Source organism: Microcella flavibacter (assembly GCF_012530535.1).
GTDB classification, from domain to species: Bacteria; Actinomycetota; Actinomycetes; order Actinomycetales; family Microbacteriaceae; genus Microcella; species Microcella flavibacter.
In genome coordinates this window covers 306,714-329,498 of sequence record NZ_CP051299.1, presented here as the reverse complement: position 1 = coordinate 329,498, position 22,785 = coordinate 306,714, and the positions used below count along the sequence as shown (strand labels likewise).

Annotated in this window: 15 protein-coding genes; 3 read left to right on the top strand and 12 right to left on the bottom strand. The window is 71.4% G+C overall.

Annotated features, from left to right (window positions below; genetic code table 11):
• Positions 1–20: 20 nt before the first annotated feature.
• The 11 genes from HGB54_RS01510 to rpoB form a co-directional block, all read right to left on the bottom strand.
• Positions 21–1,694, bottom strand: a complete 1,674-nt coding sequence (locus HGB54_RS01510) for a GspE/PulE family protein (protein WP_168914885.1) — start codon at positions 1,692–1,694, stop codon at positions 21–23.
• Between the two features lie 225 nt (positions 1,695–1,919).
• Positions 1,920–2,207, bottom strand: coding sequence for a WXG100 family type VII secretion target (locus HGB54_RS01505; RefSeq protein WP_168914884.1), 288 nt, complete (start codon positions 2,205–2,207; stop codon positions 1,920–1,922).
• Between the two features lie 102 nt (positions 2,208–2,309).
• Positions 2,310–3,059, bottom strand: a complete 750-nt coding sequence (locus HGB54_RS01500) for a hypothetical protein (protein WP_168914883.1) — start codon at positions 3,057–3,059, stop codon at positions 2,310–2,312.
• Positions 3,056–3,628, bottom strand: a complete 573-nt coding sequence (locus HGB54_RS01495; protein WP_168914882.1) for a hypothetical protein — start codon at positions 3,626–3,628, stop codon at positions 3,056–3,058. Before HGB54_RS01495 ends, HGB54_RS01500 begins: the two co-directional genes overlap by 4 nt.
• The gene (locus HGB54_RS01490; RefSeq protein ID WP_168914881.1) at positions 3,625–4,209 is read right to left on the bottom strand and encodes a hypothetical protein; all 585 of its coding nucleotides are present in this window, start codon (positions 4,207–4,209) and stop codon (positions 3,625–3,627) included. The genes HGB54_RS01495 and HGB54_RS01490 overlap by 4 nt, the downstream gene beginning before the upstream one ends.
• Positions 4,206–5,612, bottom strand: coding sequence for a hypothetical protein (locus HGB54_RS01485; protein WP_168914880.1), 1,407 nt, complete (start codon positions 5,610–5,612; stop codon positions 4,206–4,208). Before HGB54_RS01485 ends, HGB54_RS01490 begins: the two co-directional genes overlap by 4 nt.
• A gap of 5 nt (positions 5,613–5,617) precedes the next feature.
• Positions 5,618–5,920 carry a hypothetical protein gene (locus HGB54_RS01480; RefSeq protein ID WP_168914879.1) on the bottom strand — a complete coding sequence of 101 codons (303 nt, stop codon included), beginning with the start codon at positions 5,918–5,920 and terminating at the stop codon, positions 5,618–5,620.
• A gap of 85 nt (positions 5,921–6,005) precedes the next feature.
• Positions 6,006–10,493: an FtsK/SpoIIIE domain-containing protein gene (locus HGB54_RS01475; RefSeq protein ID WP_168914878.1), complete on the bottom strand. Its 4,488-nt coding sequence runs from the start codon at positions 10,491–10,493 to the stop codon at positions 6,006–6,008.
• Between the two features lie 37 nt (positions 10,494–10,530).
• Positions 10,531–11,760: an RDD family protein gene (locus HGB54_RS01470; protein ID WP_168914877.1), complete on the bottom strand. Its 1,230-nt coding sequence runs from the start codon at positions 11,758–11,760 to the stop codon at positions 10,531–10,533.
• A gap of 217 nt (positions 11,761–11,977) precedes the next feature.
• On the bottom strand, positions 11,978–15,826 hold the full coding sequence (gene rpoC / locus HGB54_RS01465) for a DNA-directed RNA polymerase subunit beta' (RefSeq protein WP_168914876.1): 3,849 nt from the start codon (positions 15,824–15,826) through the stop codon (positions 11,978–11,980).
• Positions 15,827–15,879: 53 nt separating this feature from the next.
• The gene (gene rpoB / locus HGB54_RS01460) at positions 15,880–19,371 is read right to left on the bottom strand and encodes a DNA-directed RNA polymerase subunit beta (RefSeq protein ID WP_168914875.1); all 3,492 of its coding nucleotides are present in this window, start codon (positions 19,369–19,371) and stop codon (positions 15,880–15,882) included.
• 306 nt (positions 19,372–19,677) lie between these two features.
• Here rpoB and HGB54_RS01455 point away from each other — a divergent pair, with 306 nt between their 5' ends.
• The gene (locus tag HGB54_RS01455) at positions 19,678–20,541 is read left to right on the top strand and encodes a spermidine synthase (RefSeq protein ID WP_168914874.1); all 864 of its coding nucleotides are present in this window, start codon (positions 19,678–19,680) and stop codon (positions 20,539–20,541) included.
• 12 nt (positions 20,542–20,553) lie between these two features.
• On the opposite strand, the gene HGB54_RS01450 is transcribed toward HGB54_RS01455, so the two are convergent.
• On the bottom strand, positions 20,554–20,943 hold the full coding sequence (locus HGB54_RS01450) for a group I truncated hemoglobin (protein WP_168914873.1): 390 nt from the start codon (positions 20,941–20,943) through the stop codon (positions 20,554–20,556).
• Between the two features lie 177 nt (positions 20,944–21,120).
• Between HGB54_RS01450 and HGB54_RS01445 the strand changes: the two genes are divergently transcribed.
• Together HGB54_RS01445 and HGB54_RS01440 are read left to right on the top strand one after the other, a co-directional pair.
• Positions 21,121–22,269: a PQQ-dependent sugar dehydrogenase gene (locus tag HGB54_RS01445; RefSeq protein ID WP_168914872.1), complete on the top strand. Its 1,149-nt coding sequence runs from the start codon at positions 21,121–21,123 to the stop codon at positions 22,267–22,269.
• Between the two features lie 52 nt (positions 22,270–22,321).
• Positions 22,322–22,783 (top strand): SprT-like domain-containing protein, encoded by a 462-nt coding sequence (locus HGB54_RS01440; protein ID WP_168914871.1) that lies wholly within the window; start codon positions 22,322–22,324, stop codon positions 22,781–22,783.
• The last annotated feature ends 2 nt before the right edge of the window (positions 22,784–22,785 follow it).

The window sequence follows — 22,785 nt, the reverse complement described above, 5'->3', positions numbered from 1 at the left end:
CTCCGCTGCGGGCGCGATCGTCATGCGACGACCCGCAGGATCTCCTCGATCGAGGTCAGACCCCGATGAACCTTCATCCATCCGTCGTAGCGGAGGGTGATCATCCCCTGCTCGATCGCGACCTTCTGGATCTCGGCGCTCGAGGCGCGGTGCACCGCGAGCCGCTCGATCTCCTCGGTGACGGTCATGACCTCGTGCAGGGCGATGCGGCCGCGGTAGCCGGTGCCGGCGCAGGTCTGGCAGCCGACCGGGCGGTGCAGGGTCGGCAGACCGTGCACGGCCGGGTCGAAGCCGACGCGCAGGCCGACCATCTCGTGCACCTCGGGCTGGTACTGCTCCTTGCAGCGGTCGCAGAGCCGGCGCGCGAGACGCTGGGCGACGACGCTGTCGAGGGCCGATCCGACGAGGAAGGGCTCGATGTCCATCTCGGTGAGACGGGTGATCGCGCTCGGGGCGTCGTTGGTGTGCAGGGTCGACAGCACGAGGTGGCCGGTGAGGGATGCCTCGATGGCGATCTGGGCGGTCTCCTGGTCGCGGATCTCACCGATGAGCACGACATCCGGGTCGGATCGCAGGATGCTGCGCAGGGCGCTCGCGAAGGTGAGGCCCGCCTTGGGGTTCACCTGCACCTGGTTGATGCCGGCGAGGCGGTACTCGACCGGGTCCTCGACGGTGATGACGTTGATCTCGGGCTTCGAGACGGCGTTGAGGGTCGTGTAGAGGGTCGTCGACTTGCCCGACCCGGTCGGGCCGGTGACGAGGATCATGCCGTAGGGCTTCTCGTACGAGGTGCGGTAGGCCGCGGCGTTGCGCTCGAGCAGGTGCAGGTCTTCGAGGCTGAGGCTCGTCGACGAGTTGTCGAGGATTCTCATGACGATCTTCTCGCCGTAGACCGTCGGCAGCGTCGCCACGCGCAGGTCGATCTTGCGCCCGTCGTGGTTGACCGAGAGCCGACCGTCCTGGGGCTTGCGGCGCTCGGCGATGTCGATGTCGCTCATGATCTTCAGGCGCGAGATGACGCCGTTCTGAATGCTGCGCGGCGCCCGCTGCATCTCGTGCAGCACGCCGTCGATGCGGTACCGGACGCGCAGATCGTGCTCCGCCGGCTCGATGTGGATGTCGGACGCCCGGTCGGAGATCGCCTGACTGATGAGCAGGTTGACGAAGCGCACGATCGGCGCGTCGTCCTCGCGCGCATCGGCGAACTCCATCTCGGTGCTCGTCGAGAGACTCGAATCCTCGACCATCTCGGTGGTGAGGCTGCTCAGCTCGCCGTCGGCGCGGTGGTACCGGTCGATCGCGGTCTGCAGGTCGTTCGCCTCGGCGACGACGGGCACGACGGCGAGGCGCGTGACCGCGCGGACGTCATCGAGCGCGAGCACGTTGCCGGGATCGGTCATCGCGAGGGTGAGCGAGGCCGCGGTGGCGTGGATCGGCAGGATGCCGTGCCGGCGGCAGATCGCCGCCGGCACGAGGCTCACCGCGGTGCCGTCGACCGGGTAGTCGGTCAACTCGACGAACGAGAGCCCGGCCACCTCAGCCCGCGCCGAGGCGATCTGCGATGCCGTCACGCGCCCCTCGTCGAGGAACATCTGCACGATGTGCGCCTCGGCGAGGGGATCGTTGCTCATCACGTCGAGCGTCTCGATCGGCATGATGCCGCGGATGATGAGCACCTCGGTCAGTGATGGCATGCGTGACTCCCCCCTTGAGCGCGGGCCGCGAATCCGCGACACGCGCCGTCCCCGAGGTTGACGGTATGTCAGGGGGTCATGCGGTAGTAGTCCCGCTTTCGGGGGTGGGAGGACTCGCCAGCCACTCCTCCCCCATTCGTCACAGGGGGATGCTCGTCCCCGCACGCACGGAAGGGCGGGGTCTCCCCCGCCCTTCCGTCGATGCCGGTGCTGGTGCTGGTGGTGCTAGTTGCCGGCGAGCGCCGCGTCCGTGTCCTGGATCGCGCGCATCATCTTGGTGAGCGACTCGCCCATGTCGCGGACGCCCTCGATGGCGCTCTCGAGACCGGTCGTGAGCTCGCGGTAGCCGTCGTTGAACTTGCCCGAGGCCTGCTGCGTGCGGAACTCGTCGCTCGTGAGCGCCTCGACCTCGCGCTGCAGCGAGCGCAGGATCTCGGCGATGTCCTCACGGCCTGCCTCCAGGCGGCTCGACATGCGCTCCATCTCGCTGTAAGTGGCCTTGAAGTCAGCCATGATGACCCTTTCGTTCGTGTGCGGCCCCCTGCGGGCCCCGATGGCTCCACCGTAGTGCGGCAGATTTCCTCAGGTCGATGGGGAGGACTCCCCAGTTTCGCGTCACGCTTCGTCGACGAGGCCGGCGCCCCAGCGCTCGTCGATCCTCGCGCTCTCGCGCTCCGCGAGCTGCTGATCGACCTGACCGAGAGCCGTCAGCGCCAGCAGGGCCTGGATCTCGGCGTCCTTCATCCGCTGCGCCAAGGTCGGGTCGTCTCGGCGGAGCGCCGAGCATTCAGCGTCGGAGAGCGCGCCCCCCGCGCGTGCGGCAGCCGGGCCGGGCGTTCGACGCAGGATCACGACGAGGGCGACGACGCCGAGAACCTGCACGACCGCGGCCCGGATCATGGCGCCGTCGTCGGACGCCTCGCCGAGCGCGAGCCGGACGAGTCCGAGCACGAGACCGATCGGCAGCAGCACGAGGGCGACCAGCAGGGGCGTGCGCCGGGCCGCCCGCAGCACCATCGGCATCGATGGCCCGAGGCGCACGGCGAGCGCTCCGAGCCCGACGGCGGCCACCGTGGCGACCACCGCGAGGTTCGCCGCGGGCTCGGGGTCGAGGCGCCCGCCTCGACCCCCCAGGTGCGATGCACCCGCGAGGATCGCCGCGAGCAGCTGGAGCGCGGCGAACACGATCCACCGGGCGGGTACGCCGCTCAGATCCCCCTCGCTCACCACCCCGCGAGGTGCCTCCGTGCGGATGACCGCGTCCGCGGCGATGCCGCGCCCCGCAGCGACCGCCGCACGTCCGCGCAGGCGCGGGGGCAGCTGGGCGACCTGCTCGCGCACGCGCGCCAGATCGGCGTCGCTCATCCCCGCACCATGCGGGCGAGCGCTCGGCCGTCGAGCCCCGCGAGGAGCGCATCCCCGTCGACGATGAGGCGGTGGAGCCGAGCCGGATCGGTGTCGGTCGCCATCATCCCGACGACGATACCGTCGACGGCGGCCGCCCACTCCACGAGCGCGAGCACCGGGGCGTCGCCGTCCGTCGAGTCTCCGACGGGCACGAGGCTGCGTCGTCGCGCGGCCCGTGAGAAGCCGGACACCTCGACGGCCGTCTCGAGCGGCTCCACGACGACCCGATCCGCGGGCTCCGGCAGGAGCCCCGCGCCATCGTCGACCGCGAGATGCACGTCGAGCGCCATCCCCGGCTCGCCGTCGTCGGGGAAGTGCCAGTAGCGAGCAGTCGCGCGGGAGGAGTCGAGCTCGGCGATCGCGAGCGCGAACGCGCGGATGCCCTCCCGGCGCTCCGCGTCGTCAGGCACGGCCGCGGCGCTCACCCACACCGCCCAGGCGGCGGCGTCCTCCCAGCGCTCCTCGGCGAAGTCGAGCGGCACCCGGATCCAGCGACCCGGGTCCACCGTGATCGGCGCCCGCATCATGCGGACCGCCAGGTCAGGCTCGCGAGCATCACGTCGCCCAGCGCGAGCACGGATTCGGCGCCGGATCCGTCGTGGAGGGCGGTGAAGGTCGCCAGGAGTCCCCCCGTCGACGCGGGTCGGGGGAACACGGCGAGGGTGTGGCTGGCGTGCAGCCCCTCGGCCGCATAGCGGCTCGACTCGGCGGAGAACCGGAAGTGCAGCGCGCCCGCATCCTCGACGCGCTCGACGGGGCGCGACTTCGCGATGCGGGCGGCGGCCGCCTCGGGCGAGACGCCCTCCTCGGTGCGGTACAGCGCGATCGCGAGCGAGGCCGGTGCCGCCTCGGCCGCCTCCATCGTCGCGGGCAGGTAGAGCTCGAGCACCCTCCCCTCACGAAGGGATGACCGCAGCTCGGCAGCGAGCGATCGAGCCTGGAGCACGAGATCCGCGCGGCCGGCGTCGCGCGCCCGCCTCTCGATGTCCATGAGGGGGTTCTGCGCGATGACGTCGTCGGCGCGCCGACGCTGCCATCCGGGGGGCGCGAGCATCGACCACGCGCGCGGAGGGGCCTCCGGCACCGCGCCGGCGCTCGTCGAGGTCATCGGCCGGTCACACGATCCTCCACGGCGCCGACGAGATCGCGGACGCCGCCGCCGGCGACGTCGGAAGCGGCGCCGTCGGTCACGGAGTCGATCGCCCCGACGGAGAAGTTCCAGACGTTGACGCCCTGGTCCACGAGGCCGGGCGCGGCGTGCTCCGCGGCGTAGGCGAGGCTGCGCCCGCCCGCCCGGCCGCCGGCGACGTCCCAGCCGTTGGTGATGGCCATGGAGACGCGCATCGCGTCGATGTCGTACCGCCCCCCGCCCGTGCGTATGCCCGTCGCGATCCGCTGGGCCCACCCGGGGAGACGCGAGTCGAGAATCGCGTCGGCCACTCGAGGCGCGCTGGCGACGCGCGCGGCCCGGTTGCCCGCGTTGGCGACGGCCGCGGCGTGAGTGGAGCCGCGGGAACCCCACATCGCGAGGTCGTCGATGATCGCCGCGCGTCCGGCAGCGGCCGTCGTCGAGCTCGCCCGGCCGGTGAGGCCGATCGCCCGCGAGATGCCCTGGCCCGAACCCAGCGCCTTGCCGAAGGGGATGACGCCGACGATCGCGAACGCGACGTCGACACCGTCCTTGCGCCGCCCGCCGAGCGCCATGACGACGGTCGCGAGCAGGACGATCAGACCGGCGATCGTCGCGAGCGCCGCGAAGATCGCGATGAAGGGACCGGTGACCACCATCGCGGCCAGAGCGGCGAGCACTCCCACCACCGTCATCACCTGGATGACGACGTCGAGCGCGTCCTCCCACCACGAGTCGTCGATGTCCGACAGGTCGATGGCGCCCTCGATGCCCGCGACCGCGTCGTCGTACGCCGTCTCCCATTCGGCGATCGCGCTGTCGAAGTTCTCCCAGAGCCCGGTGAGGAGCTCGTCCGCCCCGCTGGCGAGCGTCTCCGCCGAGGTGAGGGCGCTGCCGGCCGTCCGTCGCTCCTCCGGGGTCGGCTCGGTGAACTGGAACGGCGAGTCGAGACCGTTCACCTCGCGCTGCGCGGCCGCGAGCGCGCTCTGGCGCTCCTCGTTGGCCTCGTGCGCGCGGCGGATGTGCTCGACGTGGCCGGGCCCGACGAGGAACTGCACGCGGCGCAGCGACACCGCGTAGTCGCAGAGCGCCTTGGCCGTGCCCGTCGTGCCGTCGGAGCCCACGTAGCGGATGGCGGCCTGCTCGAGATCCGTCTCGGCCTGCCCGGCCTCATCGCGGATGGCGTCGAACGACTGCGCGCGGTAGCTCTCCTCGCGGCTCAGCTTGCCGAGCTCCCGCGCGGCGCCGCGCATCGCGCGTCCGACGGAGCGGAAGGCCTCACCGGCCGCCTCGATCGCATCGGCGTCGCCCTCGATGGTGAGGCACGGCCGTGACGCCGGCGATCGCAGCCAGCCGAAACCCTCTTCCGGTTTGAACACCATCGCTCCTAGCCCTCACCCTCTGCCGGCGCGACCATCGCCGCATCGGCCTCCGCGAACCCGTCGATGATGGCCTGGAGATGGTCGAAGACCGCCTGCAGGTTCTCCTGGATCACCTCGCGGTTGCCGTTCCAGCCGCTCTCGAAGTCGCCGACGCGCGAGCGCAGATCGCCCCGCCCGTGCGGCCGTCCGATGGCGTCCTCGACGTCGTTGACGGTCGACGACACGCTCGAGAAGTCCTCGAGCACCGTCTGCAGCCTCGTGAGCGTCAGCTCGAGCGCATCCAGATCCAGATCGACATCGGCCGTCATCGTCGTCCCTTCCTCACGTCCTGGCACCACGCTAGAGGGTCGCGCGCGGCAGCACGATGGGGAGCCCTCCCCACTTCACCGCCGCTCACGGCACGAGCGGCAGCTGCACCGTCACGGCGCGGCCGTTCTCGACGAAGATGCCGCGCCCCTCGGGGAACTCGTGGCGCTGCACGCGCGGGAACGGCACCTTGAAGATCGCATCGCCGTCGTAGGTCTCGGGCTTGAGCACGATGCCGCGACGCCCGCCCTTGAGCTCACCGATGAGGCCGTAGCCGCTCGCCATGAGGCTCACGTCCCCCTCGCCGATGAGCAGGTGGTCGCTGCGGTTGATCGCCTGCATGAGCTCCTTGAGGGGCCGCTCGGCGTCGGTGTCGCCGAACTCGGTCGCGTTCTCGACGACGATGACGATGCGGTGCTCCGCGCCCTCCGCCGCGACGATCGGCGTGAGCTGCTTGGCGAGCGCGCGCACGTCGTCGATGCTCGAGGCCGTTCCGGCCCACGCGCGCTCCTCCCGCAGCACGGCCCGCCGACCGCCGATGTGGAAGAACTCGGTGCCCGGCTCGGCCCGCTCGACCGCGCGCACGAGCGCGCGCAGGGCGGTGGTCTTGCCGCTGCGCGGAGGACCGGCCACGACGAAGGTGCCGAAGGGTTCGAACCCCACGGGGCCCAGCTCGTCGTCGGCGATGCCGATGACGGGCTGCCCGCCCACGCTGTCGGGCAGGTCGGCGGGGTTCAGCTCGGTGGGCAGCGCGCCGATGCCCGGAGCATCCACCGCCCCCCGCTGGCGCAGCTGCGCCGCGAAGGCGTCCATCGCCGTCGACTGCTCGGCCACGTTGACGGTGCCGCCCATCGCCGCGATCTGGGTCTCGACGCCGTCGACGATCGCGCGGCCGGGCGCGCTGCGCTCGGTCAGCACGTCCTTCGGGGCTCCGAGGGCGGCGTAGGCGTTCTCGTCGCTCATGCGCAGCACGATGCGCTTCGAGACGTTGGCGCTGACGGCCGTCGGCACGGCGCCGTAGCGGTCGGCCGTGGCGATGATGTGGATGCCCAGCGGGCGCCCCTCGCCGAGCGCGCGCATCACGATGCCGTAGAACGGGGCCCGCGCGCTGGTGGCCTCCCACTCCTGCTTGAACGTGCCGAAGCCGTCGATGAGCACGATGATGCGCGGCTCATCGGGCCGCCCGCTCAGGCGCCGGTACTCGGTGAGGCTCGCGGCGTTGACCTCGGAGAAGCGCCGGGAGCGGTCGTCGAGCATCGAGCGCAGGGTGCGCAGCAGGCGCTGCACGCGCTCGGCGTCGTCGCCCGCGACGATCGAGCCGACGTGGGGCAGGCTCTCGAGCGAGCGCAGCGAGCCGGTGCCGAAGTCGGCGCCGTAGACGATGCTGCGGCCCGCCTCGGGGCGCGCGCCCGCGGCGACCGCGATCGACCGCAGCGCCGTCGACTTGCCCGAGCCGGAGGTGCCGTAGACGAGCATGTGCCCGTCGGTGTCGGGCTCGAAGTAGACCGGCGCCTGCAGCTGCCGCTCCGGGATGTCGGCGAGGCCGAGCGCGATGCGCCCGTCGCCCTCGAGCGGCAGCGCGCGCAGGTCGACGGTGGCCGGCAGGTCGTCGAGCCACGGCCGGCGCGGGGCCGGGATGGCGGCCTGGGCCGAGGCGGCGATGAGCGTCGAGACGAGGCGCTTCTGGTCGTTGGGGCCGAGGTCGCCGTCCTCCTCGAGCGACTCGGGGCCGCCCTCGCCCTCCCACACGAGCAGGGATCCGAACCGCAGCTCGGCGACGCGCACCTGGGCCTGCTCGGGCTCGTCGCTCGTCCAGCCGCCGGCGTAGCCCGACTGGAAGGGCACGAGCCGGCCCGGGCCGGTCTTCGCGATGCCGCGACCGGGTATCGACGGGTCGAAGGTGCCCGCCACCGGATCGCCGACGACGTCGTTGGAATCGCTCTCGTCGGCCATCCGCAGCGCCACTCGCAGGTTGGTGTTCGCCCGCAGGTTGTCCTTGATGACGCCCGCCGGCCGCTGGGTGGCCATGATCAGGTGGATGCCCAGCGAGCGCCCGCGCTGGGCGATGTCGACCACCCCGTCGACGAACTCCGGCACATCGCCCGCGAGGGCCGCGAACTCGTCGATCACGAGCACGAGGGCCGGAGGCGTGTCCGGGTCCTGCCGCTTCTCGAGCTCGAGCAGGTCCTTCGCCTTCTTGCGGTTGAACAGGTGCTCACGGTGGTGCAGCTCGGCGCGCAGGCTCGTGAGCGCGCGGCGCACCAGGTGCGGGCTGAGGTCGGTGACGAGCCCGACGCAGTGGGGCAGCTCGACGCAGTCGGCGAAGGCCGAGCCGCCTTTGTAGTCGACGAAGAGGAAGGTGACGCGGTCGGGGCTGTACTCGGCCGCCATGCCGAGCACCCAGGCCTGCAGGAACTCGCTCTTGCCCGAGCCGGTCGTGCCGCCGACGAGGGCGTGCGGGCCCTGCGTGCGCAGGTCGAGGGTCATCGCATCGGGGCTGCCCTGGCCGATGAAGGCCTTGAGCGTGCTCGCGCGCTTGAGCCGCGGCCGGCTCGTGCCGCGCGTGCGGTCGAGCACCGAGCTGTTCTGCCGCCAGCGCTCGACGGCCGCCGCGGGCTGCACGGCGAGCTCGCTGCCGAGCAGGGTGAGCATCGACACGCTGCGGGGCAGGTCGCTCGCGTCGTCGGTGACGCTCGACACGTCGACCACGGGGGCGATGCGCTTGGCGAAGACCTCGGCGTAGGCGTTCGAGACGCCCTCCACCACGACCGGCGCATAGCTCTCGCCCGCGCGCACGTAGCCGACGCGGCCGTTCTCGAGCCCCTCGGTGACGTCGACGAAGGTGCGGCAGGCGGCGGGCAGCGACTCGACGGTCGGCGCGAGGAAGATCGTGTACACGCCCACGTCGGCGCCGCGCTCGATGACCTGCGTCAGCCGCGAGCGGTCGACGGGCGCATCGCCCGAGACGATGAGCACGATCGCCATCTCGCCCGGCAGGCTGAGCTCTCGCGGGATGCCCTCGCCGACGCGCGCGCCGAGCGCGAGCGTCGAGTCCTGCGTCTTCAGCGGGCCGCGCCGGCTCGGCGTGCCGCTCGAGCGCTGCAGCACGATCTCCTCGAGCGCGTTGAGCAGCGCGGTGCCGGCCGAGGGGCTGTCGGCCAGCGCGAGTTCGGCGAAGGGAGAGCGGGGGGTCGTCGTGTGGGGCAGCCACTTGAGCCACTCCAGCTCTCGGGTCCAGCCGGGATCGACGATGGCGGCCGTGACGACCTCGTTCGGCGCGTGCAGGCCGAACAGCTGCACGCCGAGCCCGCGCAGGGCATCCGCCGCCAGCGTGCGCGAGCCGGCGATGCCGAGCGCTCCCGAGCTCGGCAGCATCTCGACCAGGGGCACGTCGTCGAGGAACTCGTGGCGCTCGCGCAGCACCTGCACCTGCCGCGAGTACTGGGCGATCCCCTTCGGGTCGGCGCTCGTCGCGATCGAGTTGCGGCTGCGCGCCCGGCCGACGCCGAGGCGCAGGCCGAGGAAGCTCCAGTGCTCGGGCCGGCGCGTCCACAGCAGGGGGCCGAGCCGCATCGCGTCCTCGTAGACGACCGCGGTCGGCGGGGCCTCGGCGTGCCGGCGCTCGCGCTCGACGATGGTCTGCTCGGCGAGGTCCTCCTCGAGCTTCTCGATCTGCTCCTCGAAGGTCTCGATCTCCTGGGTGAGCTTGAGGCCCTGCTGGCGCTTCTGGCCGAGGAAGTTGCCGAGCAGCATGACCGGCGACATCGCGACCATGAGCAGGGCGAGGGCTCGGCCCGTCGCGAAGTAGATCGAGAGGCCGAGCAGGATGGGCGCGATGATCATCGGCCACGGGAACAGGCGCGGATCCGACTCGGAGGGGATGGCCGGGTGCGGGTACTCGGTTCCGGGGTAGCGGATCTCGACCCGGGGCGAGCGGTTGAACAGCAGCGAGCCGCCGCGCTCGAGCACGGCATCCTTCTCGCCCGTCTCGGCGCCGGCCAGCATCGTGAAGGCGACGTCCGTGTCGCCGATCGTGATGACCTGGCCGGGCTGCACCGTGAGGCGCGGCACCCGGCCGCCGTCGATGACGAGGCCGTTGGCCGAGTTGAGGTCGACGAGCTCGATGCTCTGGTCGATCTCGACGCGCGCGTGCCGCTTCGACACGAGCGGATCGGCGAGCGTCACGCCCGTGGCCGGGTCGCGGCCGATGACGCTGTGGCCGCGCCCGAGCGGGAACTCTCGGCCCGCGTCGGGCCCCGAGAGCACGCGCATGACGGCCGCCGCGGTGCGCGAGCGCTCGGCCGTCGCGTGGGCGGCGACGGCGGCGTGGAAGCCGCTGCCGAGGGGCGCGTCGGCGATGAGCAGGTCGGGCTGCAGCGGCACGAGCTCGTCGACGACGGGCGGCGCGACCGCGAGCGTCAGCGGCATGCCCGCGAAGCGCTGGTACTGCGCCGACTGCGGGTCGGTCGCCGCGATCGCGCGGGCGACGTCGGCGACCGTCGCGGTCGCATCGGCGGTGATGACGACGTCGACGTCGGGGGCGCCGTGGCGGCGCAGCGCGAGCTTGAGCTTCATCGGAGGCCTCTCGGGGCGTCGGTGCGGAGGGGGCGGGTCACGGCTCGGCGACCACGCGGAAGGTGCGGCCGCCGACGGTGACGGTGCTGCCGGTCGGGATGCTCGTCCGCTCGCCCGGCGCGAGCACGAGCTCGCCCGCCGCCGAGGTCGCGCGCGTGCCGTTCGACGAGCCTCGGTCGAGCATCCAGAAGCCCGCAGCCGGATCGATGCCGAACGCCGCATGCGTCTTCGAGAGCTGCATGCTCGCGTCGACGAGGGGCAGCAGCAGGTCGGCGTGCTCGCCGGGCTGCGGTTCGGGGTCGCGGCCGAGGAGGGCGGTGCGGGGCACCGGGACGACGGTGCCGTCGTCGAGGTGGAGGCTCACGGCGGGCGGGCGGGAGGCCACGTGGGGTGCGGCGGCAGCGGCGGCAGCGGCCGGCGCGGCACCGGGCGGCGCGGCGAAGGGCGCGGCGGGGATCAACCCAGGACCAGCATCTCCCACGGGGGCCGACGCCGCGTCGAGCTCGGCCGGCGGCGCCCACCGCGCGGCCTCCGGCGAGCCGGAGACGACGCCCGAGTTCGACCGCTGCACCGGCACGAACGCGGTCGGCGCTCCGCCGATGGTCGCGAGCGACGGCAGCGGCGCCGCCTCGACGCGCTCGGGCGCCTCGTAGGCCTTCCGCGCGTGCCGCATCGCCTTGACGTCGAACGGGTCGAGCGCGCCGCGGGCGTCGACCACCCAGGCGCGGGCGAGGCGGTCGAGCCAGCTGCGGCCGCGGTGCTCCCGGTCCCACAGGCCTGAGGCGAAGAGCAGCGCGGGGCCGACGACGGGCACGACGGTCGAGAGCAGCAGCACGAGCGCCCGCAGGGCGACCCGCCAGAAGCCGGGCCGCGCGAACGTCGCGACGTTGACCGAGCGCAGACCCATGAGGGCCTTGCCGAGGGTGACGCCCCGGCGGCCGTGCATGATGAGCTGCACGAGACCGAAGGCGAGCGCGAGTGCCTGCCCCACGAGGATGAGCACGGCGCTGCCGCCGAGCGCTCCGAGCAGCGCGGCGGGGTCGGCGGGGGATGCGGACTCGAGCAGCGCGGGCACCGCGAGCAGCACCCCCACCGCGGCGGGGCTGCTCAGCACCGCCCCGGCGGCGGCGTCGATCGCGAAGGCGGCGGAGCGCCGCCCGGTGCTCGCGGCCCGCAGCCCGAGCCCCGCGGCGTAGGCCGGATCGGGCGTGCCGTCGTCGCGCAGCCCCGGCGTGGGGGCGTCGTCGACCTCGGCGGTGATCGGCACGCGGGCTCCGTTGGTCGGGGTCGGACAGGGTCGGCGGGGCGGGTCCACCGCCGCAGTCATCCCATCGCACCCCCGTCGGGGTGTCGATGGGGAGCGGTCACCACCCCGCCCGATGCTAGCCGAGGCTGGGCATCGCTCACCTCGTCCTGGCGCCCGGGAACGCCGAACGGCCCCCGCCGTGAGGCGAGGGCCGTTCGAGAGGAGTGCTCCGGAGCGCCTAGTTGTAGGTGCCCGGCGTGAAGTCGTCGCTCGAGAACGAGTCGAAGTCGACGAAGGAGAGGTCGGCCTCGGAGAAGGTCGAGTCGTCGGCGAAGATGCGGTTGGGGTACCGCTCGGCCTTCGCCTCCTCGGTGGCCTCGACCGACACGTTGCGGTACGCGGCGAGCCCCGTACCGGCCGGGATCAGCTTTCCGATGATCACGTTCTCCTTCAGACCCAGCAGCGGGTCGCGCTTGCCCTCCATGGCGGCCTGCGTGAGCACGCGGGTCGTCTCCTGGAAGGACGCGGCCGACAGCCACGACTCGGTGGCCAGCGAGGCCTTGGTGATGCCCATGACCTCCTGACGCGCCGAGGCGGTCTTCTTGCCCTCGGACAGCGCGCCGCGGTTCAGCTCGTTGTACTTCGAGCGGTCGACCAGCTCACCGGGCAGCAGGTCGGTCTCGCCGTGGTCGACGACGGTGACCTTGCGCAGCATCTGCCGCACGATGACCTCGATGTGCTTGTCGTGGATCGGCACGCCCTGCGAGCGGTACACGCCCTGCACGCCCTCGACGAGGTGCTGCTGCACGGCGCGGACGCCCTTGACGCGCAGCACCTCCTTCGGGTCGACCGGGCCCACGATGATCTGCTGACCGAGCTCGACGTGCTGGCCGTCCTCGACGAGCAGCTGCGAGCGCTTCGAGACCACGTACACGACCTCCTCGTCCCCGTTGTCAGGGGTGAGGATGACGCGGCGCTGCTTGTCCGCATCCTCGATGACGATGCGCCCGGCGCTCTCCGCGATGGGGCTGGCCATCTTGGGGGTGCGCGCCTCGAACAGCTCGGTCACGCGGGGCAGACCCTGCGTGATGTCGTCGGCCGAGGCCGAACCGCCGGTGTGGAAGGTGCGCATCGTGAGCTGCGTGCCGGGCTCGCCGATCGACTGCGCCGCGATGATGCCGACGGCCTCACCGAGGTCGACGCGCTGACCGGTGGCCAGCGAGCGGCCGTAGCAGGCGGCGCAGACGCCGACCGCCGACTCGCACGTGAGCACCGAGCGCACCTTGATCGCGCCGACGCCCGCAGCGACGAGCTCGTTGATGAGCACGTCGCCGACGTCGGAGCCGGCCGCGGCGATGACCTCGCCCTTCTCGTTGACGGCGTCGGTGGCGAGAGTGCGGGCGAACACGAGGTTCTCCACGTTCTCGTCGCGCACCCACGCGCCGTCGACCTGGTGGGCGAAGGGGAAGTCGAGACCCTTGCTCGTGCCGCAGTCGTCCTCGCGGATGATGACGTCCTGCGCGACGTCGACCAGACGACGGGTGAGGTAGCCCGAGTCGGCGGTGCGCAGAGCGGTGTCGGCGAGACCCTTGCGGGCGCCGTGCGTGGCGATGAAGTACTCGGCGACCGACAGGCCCTCGCGGTACGAGTTGATGATCGGGCGGGCGATGATCTCACCGCGCGGGTTCGAGACGAGGCCTCGCATACCCGCGATGTTGCCGACCTGCAGCCAGTTGCCTCGCGCGCCCGACGTCACCATGCGGTTGATGGTGTTGTCGACCGGGAAGTTGCTGCGCATCTCGTCGTTGACGGCCTTCGTGCCCTCGCTCCAGAGCGCGACGAGCTCGACGCGGCGCTCATCGTTGGTGATGAGGCCCTTCTCGAACTGTCCCTGGATCTTCGCCGCGCGCTTCTCGTACTCGGCGACGATCTCCTTCTTCTTCGGGGGCGTGATGACGTCGCTGAGCGCCACGGTGACGCCGGAGCGGGTCGCCCAGTAGAAGCCGGCGTCCTTCACGTTGTCGAGGGTCGCGGCGACGACCGTCTTCGGGTACCGCTCGGCCAGGTCGTTGACGATCTGCGAGATGGTGCCCTTGTCGGCGACCTGGTCGACGAACGGGTAGTCCGCCGGCAGCAGCTCGTTGAACAGGGCCCGCCCGAGGGTGGTCTCCTTCAGCTCGCGGCCGTCGGCGTACTTCTCGCCGAAGAGGCGGATGCGCGCGACGGCGTTGAGGTGCAGGCTGCCCTGATCCATGGCCATGGTGGCCTCGGCGATCGTCGAGAAGGCACGGCCCTCACCGGCGGCGCCCTCGCGCACGGTGGTGAGGTGGTGCAGACCGATGATCATGTCCTGCGTGGGGACGGTGACCGGGCGGCCGTCCGAGGGCTTCAGGATGTTGTTGGACGCGAGCATCAGGATGCGCGCCTCCGCCTGGGCCTCGACCGACAGCGGCAGGTGCACGGCCATCTGGTCGCCGTCGAAGTCGGCGTTGAACGCCGCGCAGACGAGCGGGTGCAGCTGGATGGCCTTGCCCTCCACGAGCTGGGGCTCGAACGCCTGGATGCCCAGACGGTGGAGCGTGGGCGCGCGGTTCAGCATGACGGGGCGCTCGCGGATGATCTCCTCGAGCACGTCCCACACCTGCGGACGCGAGCGCTCGACCATGCGCTTGGCGCTCTTGATGTTCTGGGCGTGGCCCAGGTCGATCAGGCGCTTGATCACGAAGGGCTTGAACAGCTCGAGCGCCATCAGCTTCGGCAGGCCGCACTGGTGGAGCTTGAGCTGCGGGCCGACGACGATGACCGAACGGCCCGAGTAGTCGACGCGCTTGCCGAGCAGGTTCTGGCGGAACCGGCCCTGCTTGCCCTTGAGCATGTCGCTGAGGCTCTTGAGCGCGCGGTTGCCGGTGCCCGTGACGGGACGGCCGCGGCGGCCGTTGTCGAACAGCGCGTCGACGGCCTCCTGCAGCATCCGCTTCTCGTTGTTGACGATGATCTCGGGCGCGCCGAGGTCGAGCAGACGACGGAGACGGTTGTTGCGGTTGATCACGCGGCGGTACAGGTCGTTCAGGTCGGAGGTCGCGAAGCGACCGCCGTCGAGCTGCACCATCGGGCGCAGCTCCGGCGGGATGACCGGGACGACGTCGAGCACCATGGCGGCCGGCGAGTTGCCGGTCTGCAGGAACGAGTTGACGACCTTGAGGCGCTTGATGGCGCGGATCTTCTTCTGGCCCTTGCCGGTGGCGATCTGCTCGTGCAGCAGCTCGCTCTCGGCGGCCAGGTCGAAGGCCTCGAGGCGCTTCTTGATCGCCTCGGCGCCCATGTGCGCCTCGAAGTACAGGCCGTAGCGGTCCTGCAGCTCCTGGAACACCGAGTCCTCGGGCTTGAGGTCGCCGACCTTGAGGGTGCGGAAGTCCTCCCACACGCGCTCGAGCTGGGCGATCTGCTCGTCGAACGACTTGCGGAGCTGACCCATCTCCTTCTCGCCCGAGTCCTTGGCCTTGCGCTTCTGGTCGGCCTTGGCGCCCTCGGCCTCGAGCTCGCCGAGCTCGGTCTCGAGCTTCTGCAGGCGCGAGGCGATCATCGAGTCGCGCTGGTCCTCGAGGGTCTTGACCTCGAGGCGCAGCTCGTTCTCGAGCCCGGGGAGGTCGGCGTGGCGGCCCTCCTCGTCGACGGCGATGACCATGTACGCGGCGAAGTAGATGACCTTCTCGAGGTCCTTCGGCGCCATGTCGAGCAGGTAGCCGAGACGGCTCGGCACGCCCTTGAAGTACCAGATGTGCGTGACGGGCGCGGCGAGCTCGATGTGGCCCATGCGCTCGCGGCGCACCGACGACTTCGTGACCTCGACGCCGCATCGCTCGCAGACGATGCCCTTGAAGCGCACCCGCTTGTACTTGCCGCAGGAGCACTCCCAGTCGCGCGACGGGCCGAAGATCTGCTCGCCGAACAGGCCGTCCTTCTCCGGCTTCAGGGTGCGGTAGTTGATCGTCTCCGGCTTCTTGACCTCGCCGTGCGACCAGCGACGGATGTCGTCAGCGGTCGCGAGGCCGATCCGGAGCTCATCGAAAGTTGTTGCTTCGAGCACGTGTGTTCTCTTCTTCCGTTAAAACGTCAGTCAGTGAGGCGGTGAGGCCCGGATCAGATCTCGTCGATCGACGAGGACTCGAAGCGGGAGGAGATGTTGATGCCGAGCTCCTCCGCTGCGCGGAAGACCTCGTCGTCGTTGTCCTTGAGGCTCACCGCGGTGCCGTCGGCCGAGAGCACCTCGACGTTCAGGCACAGCGACTGCATCTCCTTGATGAGCACCTTGAAGCTCTCGGGGATCCCGGGCTCCTGGATGTTCTCGCCCTTGACGATCGACTCGTACACCTTGACGCGGCCGAGGATGTCGTCGGACTTGATCGTCAGCAGCTCCTGCAGCGCGTAGGCCGCGCCGTACGCCTCGAGCGCCCAGACCTCCATCTCACCGAAGCGCTGGCCGCCGAACTGGGCCTTACCGCCGAGCGGCTGCTGGGTGATCATCGAGTACGGGCCCGTCGAGCGCGCGTGGATCTTGTCGTCCACGAGGTGGTGCAGCTTCAGGATGTACATGTAGCCGACCGACATCGGGTCGGGGAACGGCTCGCCCGAGCGGCCGTCGAAGAGACGGGCCTTACCGGTCGAGTCGATCATGCGCACGCCGTCGCGGTTGGGGGTCGTCGAGTCGAGCAGACCGGCGATCTCCTCCTCGCTGGCACCGTCGAACACCGGGGTGGCGACCTTGGTGCCGGGCGCGGCCTCGCGGGCGACCTCGGGCAGGCGGTTCGCCCACTCGGGCGCTCCGTCGACCTTCCAGCCGCGCGAGGCGGCCCAGCCGAGGTGGATCTCGAGGACCTGGCCGAAGTTCATGCGGCCGGGGACGCCGAGCGGGTTGAGCACGATGTCGACCGGCGTGCCGTCCTCGAGGAACGGCATGTCCTCGACGGGCAGGATCTTCGAGATGACGCCCTTGTTGCCGTGGCGGCCGGCGAGCTTGTCGCCCTCGCTGATCTTGCGCTTCTGGGCGATGTAGACGACCACGCGCTGGTTGACGCCCGAGCCGAGCTCGTCGTCGTTGTCGGCGCTGAACTCCTTGACGCCGATGACGGTGCCCTGCTCGCCGTGGGGCACCTTCAGCGAGGTGTCGCGCACCTCGCGCGACTTCTCGTTGAAGATCGCGCGCAGCAGGCGCTCCTCGGCCGAGAGCTCGGTCTCGCCCTTGGGCGTCACCTTGCCGACGAGGATGTCGCCGGGGCGGACCTCGGCGCCGATGCGGATGATGCCGCGCTCGTCGAGATCGGCCAGGAGGTCGGGGCTCACGTTCGGGAGGTCGCGGGTGATCTCCTCCTTGCCGAGCTTCGTGTCACGCGCATCCACCTCGTACTCCTCGATGTGGATCGAGGAGAGGGTGTCGTCCTTCACGAGGTTCTGGCTGAGGATGATCGCGTCCTCGAAGTTGTGGCCCTCCCACGACATGAACGCCACGAGGAGGTTCTTGCCGAGCGCGAGCTCGCCGTTCTCCGTCGCGGGGCCGTCGGCGATGACCTCGCCGGCCTCGACGCGGTCGCCCGCGCTGACGACGACGCGGTGGTTGTAGTTCGTGCCCTGGTTGGAGCGGTCGAACTTGCGCAGGAAGTACTGCTGCGTGCCGCCCTCGTCGAGCTGGACGGTGACGACGTCGGCCGAGACCTCGGAGACGACGCCGGCCTTCTCGTTGGTGATGACGTCACCCGCGTCGACGGCCGCGTAGCCCTCCATGCCGGTGCCGACGAGCGGCGACTCGGAGCGGAGCAGCGGGACGGCCTGACGCTGCATGTTCGCGCCCATGAGCGCGCGGTTCGCATCGTCGTGCTCGAGGAAGGGGATGAGCGAGGTCGCGACCGACACCATCTGGCGCGGCGAGACGTCCATGTAGTTGACCTGCTCGTTCGGGACGAGCTCGACCTCGCCGCCCTTGCGGCGGACGAGCACGCGCTCCTCGACGAACTTGCCGTCCTTCGACAGCGGCGCGCCGGCCTGGGCGACGACGAAGTCGTCCTCCTCGCTGGCGGTCAGGTAGTCGATGTGCTCGGTGACCTTGCCCTTGACCACGCGGCGGTACGGCGTCTCGATGAAGCCGAACGCGTTGATGCGCGCGAACGAGGCGAGCGAGCCGATGAGGCCGATGTTCGGGCCCTCAGGGGTCTCGATGGGGCACATGCGGCCGTAGTGCGAGGGGTGCACGTCGCGCACCTCGACGCCGGCGCGCTCGCGGCTCAGACCGCCCGGGCCGAGGGCCGAGAGGCGGCGCTTGTGGGTCAGGCCCGCGAGCGGGTTGTTCTGATCCATGAACTGCGACAGCTGCGAGGTGCCGAAGAACTCCTTGATCGCGGCGACGACGGGACGCACGTTGATCAGGGTCTGCGGAGTGATCGCCTCGATGTCCTGCGTCGTCATGCGCTCGCGGACGACGCGCTCCATGCGGCTGAGGCCGGTGCGCACCTGGTTCTGGATGAGCTCGCCCACGGCGCGGATGCGGCGGTTGCCGAAGTGGTCGATGTCGTCCACGTCGAGGCGCAGCTCGACGGGCTTGCCGTCGCGCTGGCCGGGCAGGTTCGTGCGGCCCTCGTGCAGCGAGACCATGTAGCGGATGGTCGCCACGATGTCCTCGACGCTCAGCACCGAGTCGCTCAGGGGCGCGTCGACGCCGAGCTTGCGGTTGATCTTGTAGCGACCCACCTTCGCCAGGTCGTAGCGCTTGGAGTTGAAGTAGAAGTTGTCGAGGAGCGCGCGGGCGGCCTCGGCGGCGACCTGCTCTCCCGGACGGAGCTTGCGGTAGATGTCCTTGAGCGCCTCCTCCTTCGTCAGCACGGTGTCCTTCTCGAGCGTCTGCTCGATGGAGTCGTAGCCGGCGAATGCCTCGCGGATCTCCTCGGTGGTCATGCCGAGGGCCTTGAGGAAGACGGTGACGGACTGCTTGCGCTTGCGGTCGATGCGCACGCCCACCTGGTCGCGCTTGTCGATCTCGAACTCGAGCCAGGCGCCGCGGCTGGGGATGATGCGCGAGGTGTAGATGTCCTTGTCGCTGGTCTTGTCGATCGACCGCTCGAAGTAGACGCCCGGGCTGCGCACGAGCTGCGACACGACGACGCGCTCGGTGCCGTTGATGATGAAGGTGCCGCGCTCGGTCATGAGCGGGAAGTCGCCCATGAACACGGTCTGGGTCTTGATCTCGCCCGTCATGTGGTTCATGAACTCGGCCTCGACGTAGAGCGGGGCGGCGTAGGTCTTGCCGCGCTCCTTGCACTCGTCGATGGAGTACTTCTGCTCTTCGAGGTACGGGTTCGTGAACGAGAGCTGCATCGTCTCGCCGAGGTCCTCGATCGGGGAGATCTCCTCGAAGATCTCCTCGAGGCCGCTGCGGCCGGGAACGTCGGTGCGGCCGGCGGCCTCGGCCTCGGTGACCCGGGCCTTCCAGATGTCGTTGCCGACCAGCCAGTCGAAGCTCTCCGTCTGGAGGGCGAGCAGGTCGGGGACGGTCAGCGTGTCGCTGATCTTGGCGAACGAGAGCCGCGACGCATCGCGACCGCTCTTGGGGGACTGGGAATTCTTAGCGGTGCGCGAAGCAGCCAAGGAACTAACCTCCGTGGGCATGGGAGCCCGGATACCGTCGGCGAAGCGACAGATGAACACGGTCGAGTTGCACGCACGGATCCGCATGCGGATCCGGTTCCCACCAGGGCCTCGAGGGCCCACCCCGCCGCTATACTCGGGGCACGTCAGCCGACCGTCATGTGACGGCTGACATCATCGGGAGCGCAAACCTCAATACTAGGCGCGCTCCACCCGCCGTGTCCAGTCGGATTCTTGACCTCGTTCGAGGTCTGCGCTATAACCGCGCGTCATGCTTCTACCCGTGCGCTGTGGCACGCTGATCGCATGCCCTCCGAGCCCCGCGCGACCGTGCTGCCGAGCGGCCTGCGGGCCGTCATCGAGGAGGACCGCTGGGCCGAGGGCAGCTACCAGCTGGTGGTCGACGGCACGCCGCAGTCCCACGTCGACCTCGACGACCCGAGCCGGCTGTTCTTCGAGTACGTGCAGCGCATCGGCCACGTGATCGACGAGTGGGGCGACCCCGGGCAGCCCCTCACCGCGCTGCACCTGGGCGCGGGCGCGCTGACGCTGCCCCGCTACATCCACACCACCCGGCCCGGCTCGCGCCAGCAGGTGATCGAGCTCGACGAGGCCCTGATCGGCTTCGTGCGCGAGCACCTGCCGCTGCCGAGGAACAGCGGCATCCGCATCCGGTACGGGGATGCCCGCGCCATGCTCGCGCGCCTGCCCGCCGCCCTCACCGGCGCCGTCGACGTCGTCGTGGTCGATGTGTTCGCGGGCGCGCGCATCCCGGCCCACGTGACGAGCCTGGAGTTCTACACCGAGCTCGCCGCGTTCCTCTCCCCCCGCGGGATCGTGGCGGTCAACATCGCCGACGGGCCGGGCCTGGCCTTCGCGCGCAGCCAGGCCGCGACGCTCGGCACGGTCTTCGAGGACGTCGCCGCCCTCGCCGAGACGGGGGTGCTCAAGGGCCGCCGCTTCGGCAACGTCGTGCTGGTGGCGGCGAACAGCGCCCTGCCGCTGGAGTGGATGCCGCGGCTCATGGCGCGCGGCCCGCATCCGGCGACGGTGACGAGCGGGCGCGACCTGCGCAACTGGATCGCGGGGGCGCCGATCGTCACGGACCAGACCGCGGTGCCGTCGCCGACGCCGAACCGCACGCTGTTCGCGACGAAGCGCGGCGACTGAGAGCGACGCCGGTCAGCGCATCGCGCGCCGGGTGACCTGCTCGGGCACGGAGCTGTGCACGACCGTCGGCCGCAGGCGCTCGAGCGCGCGCAGGATCGAGCGCTGGTCGCGCGGGCTCGCGCTCGATCCGGCGAGCGTCTGCGTGATGAGCCGGATGAACACGTCGAAGTCGTGCTCGCTCAGCCGGAACGGCGCGTGGGCGGCGCGGATCGACCGCCCGCCGTACTCCTCCGAGCCGCCGAGCAGCGCGGAGAAGAACATCGTGCGGTGGCGGTTGAGCTCGACCTCGTCGACCTCGGCGAAGTAGTGCCCGATCTCGGCGTCCTCGCGCACGCGCACGGCGAGATCCTCGACGAGGGCCTCGACTCCGTCGCGGCCGCCGAGCCGCTGGAACAGTGCCACGCGCGCTCTCCCCCTCGGCTCGCCGGTTCCGGTCGTCAGCGACGTTAGCCCCTCGCCCCTCGCCTGCAAACCCCCCGCTCGGGTGGCGACCGAGGGATCGTCATCCCGCGCTCGGGTCGCCATCAGGCGATCGCGCGACAGTGGATGCTCCGCCGTCGCCCCTCCTGAGGAGCAGCCATGCCCCGCCCCCGCCCCGCCCTCCGCCCGGCGCTCGCCCTCGGCGCGGCCGGCGCCCTGCTGCTCGCCGGCTGCGCCGCCCCCGAGCCGGAGCGCACGCCCGCCGCCGTGCCCCGCCCGCCCGCGACGAGCTCCCCCTCCCCCGAGCCGCAGCCCGCCGAGGCCGTGCCGCTCTCCCCCACCGGCGCGACCGAGACCCTCGTCTCCGGCCTGTCGGCGCCGTGGTCGGTGGTGCCGCTCGAGAACGGCTCGGCGCTCATCACCGAGCGCGACAGCGCCCGCATCCTCGAGGCGACGGCGGCCGGCGAGGTGCGCGAGGTCGGCACGGTGCCCGGCGTCGTGCCGGGCGGCGAGGGCGGCCTGCTGGGCATCGCCGTTCCCGAGGGCGGGGCGTCGGCCGTGTACGCCTACTTCACGGCGGCCGACGACAACCGCATCGTGCGCCTGCCGCTCAGCGGCGGGGCGGGCTCGCTGACGCTGGGGGCGGGCGAGGAGGTGCTGACGGGCATCCCGAAGAACCGCACGCACAACGGCGGGCGCATCGCCTTCGGCCCCGACGGGATGCTCTACGCGACCGCCGGCGACGCGCAGCAGGTCGAGGCGGCGCAGGATCCGGGCTCGCTCGCCGGCAAGATCCTGCGCATGACGCCGGACGGCGCGGTGCCCGACGACAACCCGATGCCGGGCTCGCTCGTCTACTCGATGGGCCACCGCAACCCGCAGGGCATCGCCTGGGACGCCGAGGGCACGATGTGGGCCGCCGAGTTCGGGCAGAACACCTGGGACGAGCTGAACCGCATCGAGCCCGGCGCGAACTACGGCTGGCCCGTCGTCCAGGGCGCGGGCGGCGACGACCGCTTCGTCGAGCCGGTGGCGCAGTGGGCGACCTCGGAGGCGAGCCCGAGCGGCATCGCGGTGGTCGGCGCGACGGTCTTCATCGCGAATCTGCGCGGCGAGCGGCTGTGGGCGGTCGACGTCGACGGCGGCGAGCCGCGGCCGTACCTCGCCGGCGAGCTGGGCCGGCTGCGCGACGCGGTCGCGGCCCCCGACGGCGCCCTGTGGATGCTCACGAACAACACCGACGGACGCGGCGCTCCGCGCGAGCTCGACGACCGGCTCGTCCGGGTCGAGCTCGCGCCCTCGGCCTGAACGGCCGCGCGGCTCGACGGCCGACGTCGGAGGCGGCGCCTACCCTGAACGGGTGAGCGACTTGGATCGGGTGCGCGTGTGGGCCGACGCCCTCATCCGCCTGCACCTCGACCCGAGCTGGTCGTTCGGCTTCGACCACGCCACCCGGCGCGCGGGCCTGTGCAACTACACCGACAGGCGCATCACCGTCTCGCGGCACCTGGCCGCGCGCTGGGACGACGACGAGATCCACCAGACGCTGCTGCACGAGGTCGCGCACGCGCTCGCCGGGCCCGGCACCAACCACGGCCCGGAGTGGAAGCGCATCGCCGCCGAGCTCGGCTACGTCGGCGGCACCACGCACACGGGCCCGGTCGCGGAGGAGCGGGCGCGCTGGCGCGGGCGCTGCCCGAGCGGGCACGAGCACGTGCGGTTCCGCCGACCGGCGAAGCCCGTCTCGTGCGGGAAGTGCTCGCGCACCTTCAGCCGTGCGCACCTCATCCGCTGGACGGACGCGAGAGGCGCGGGAGCCTGAAC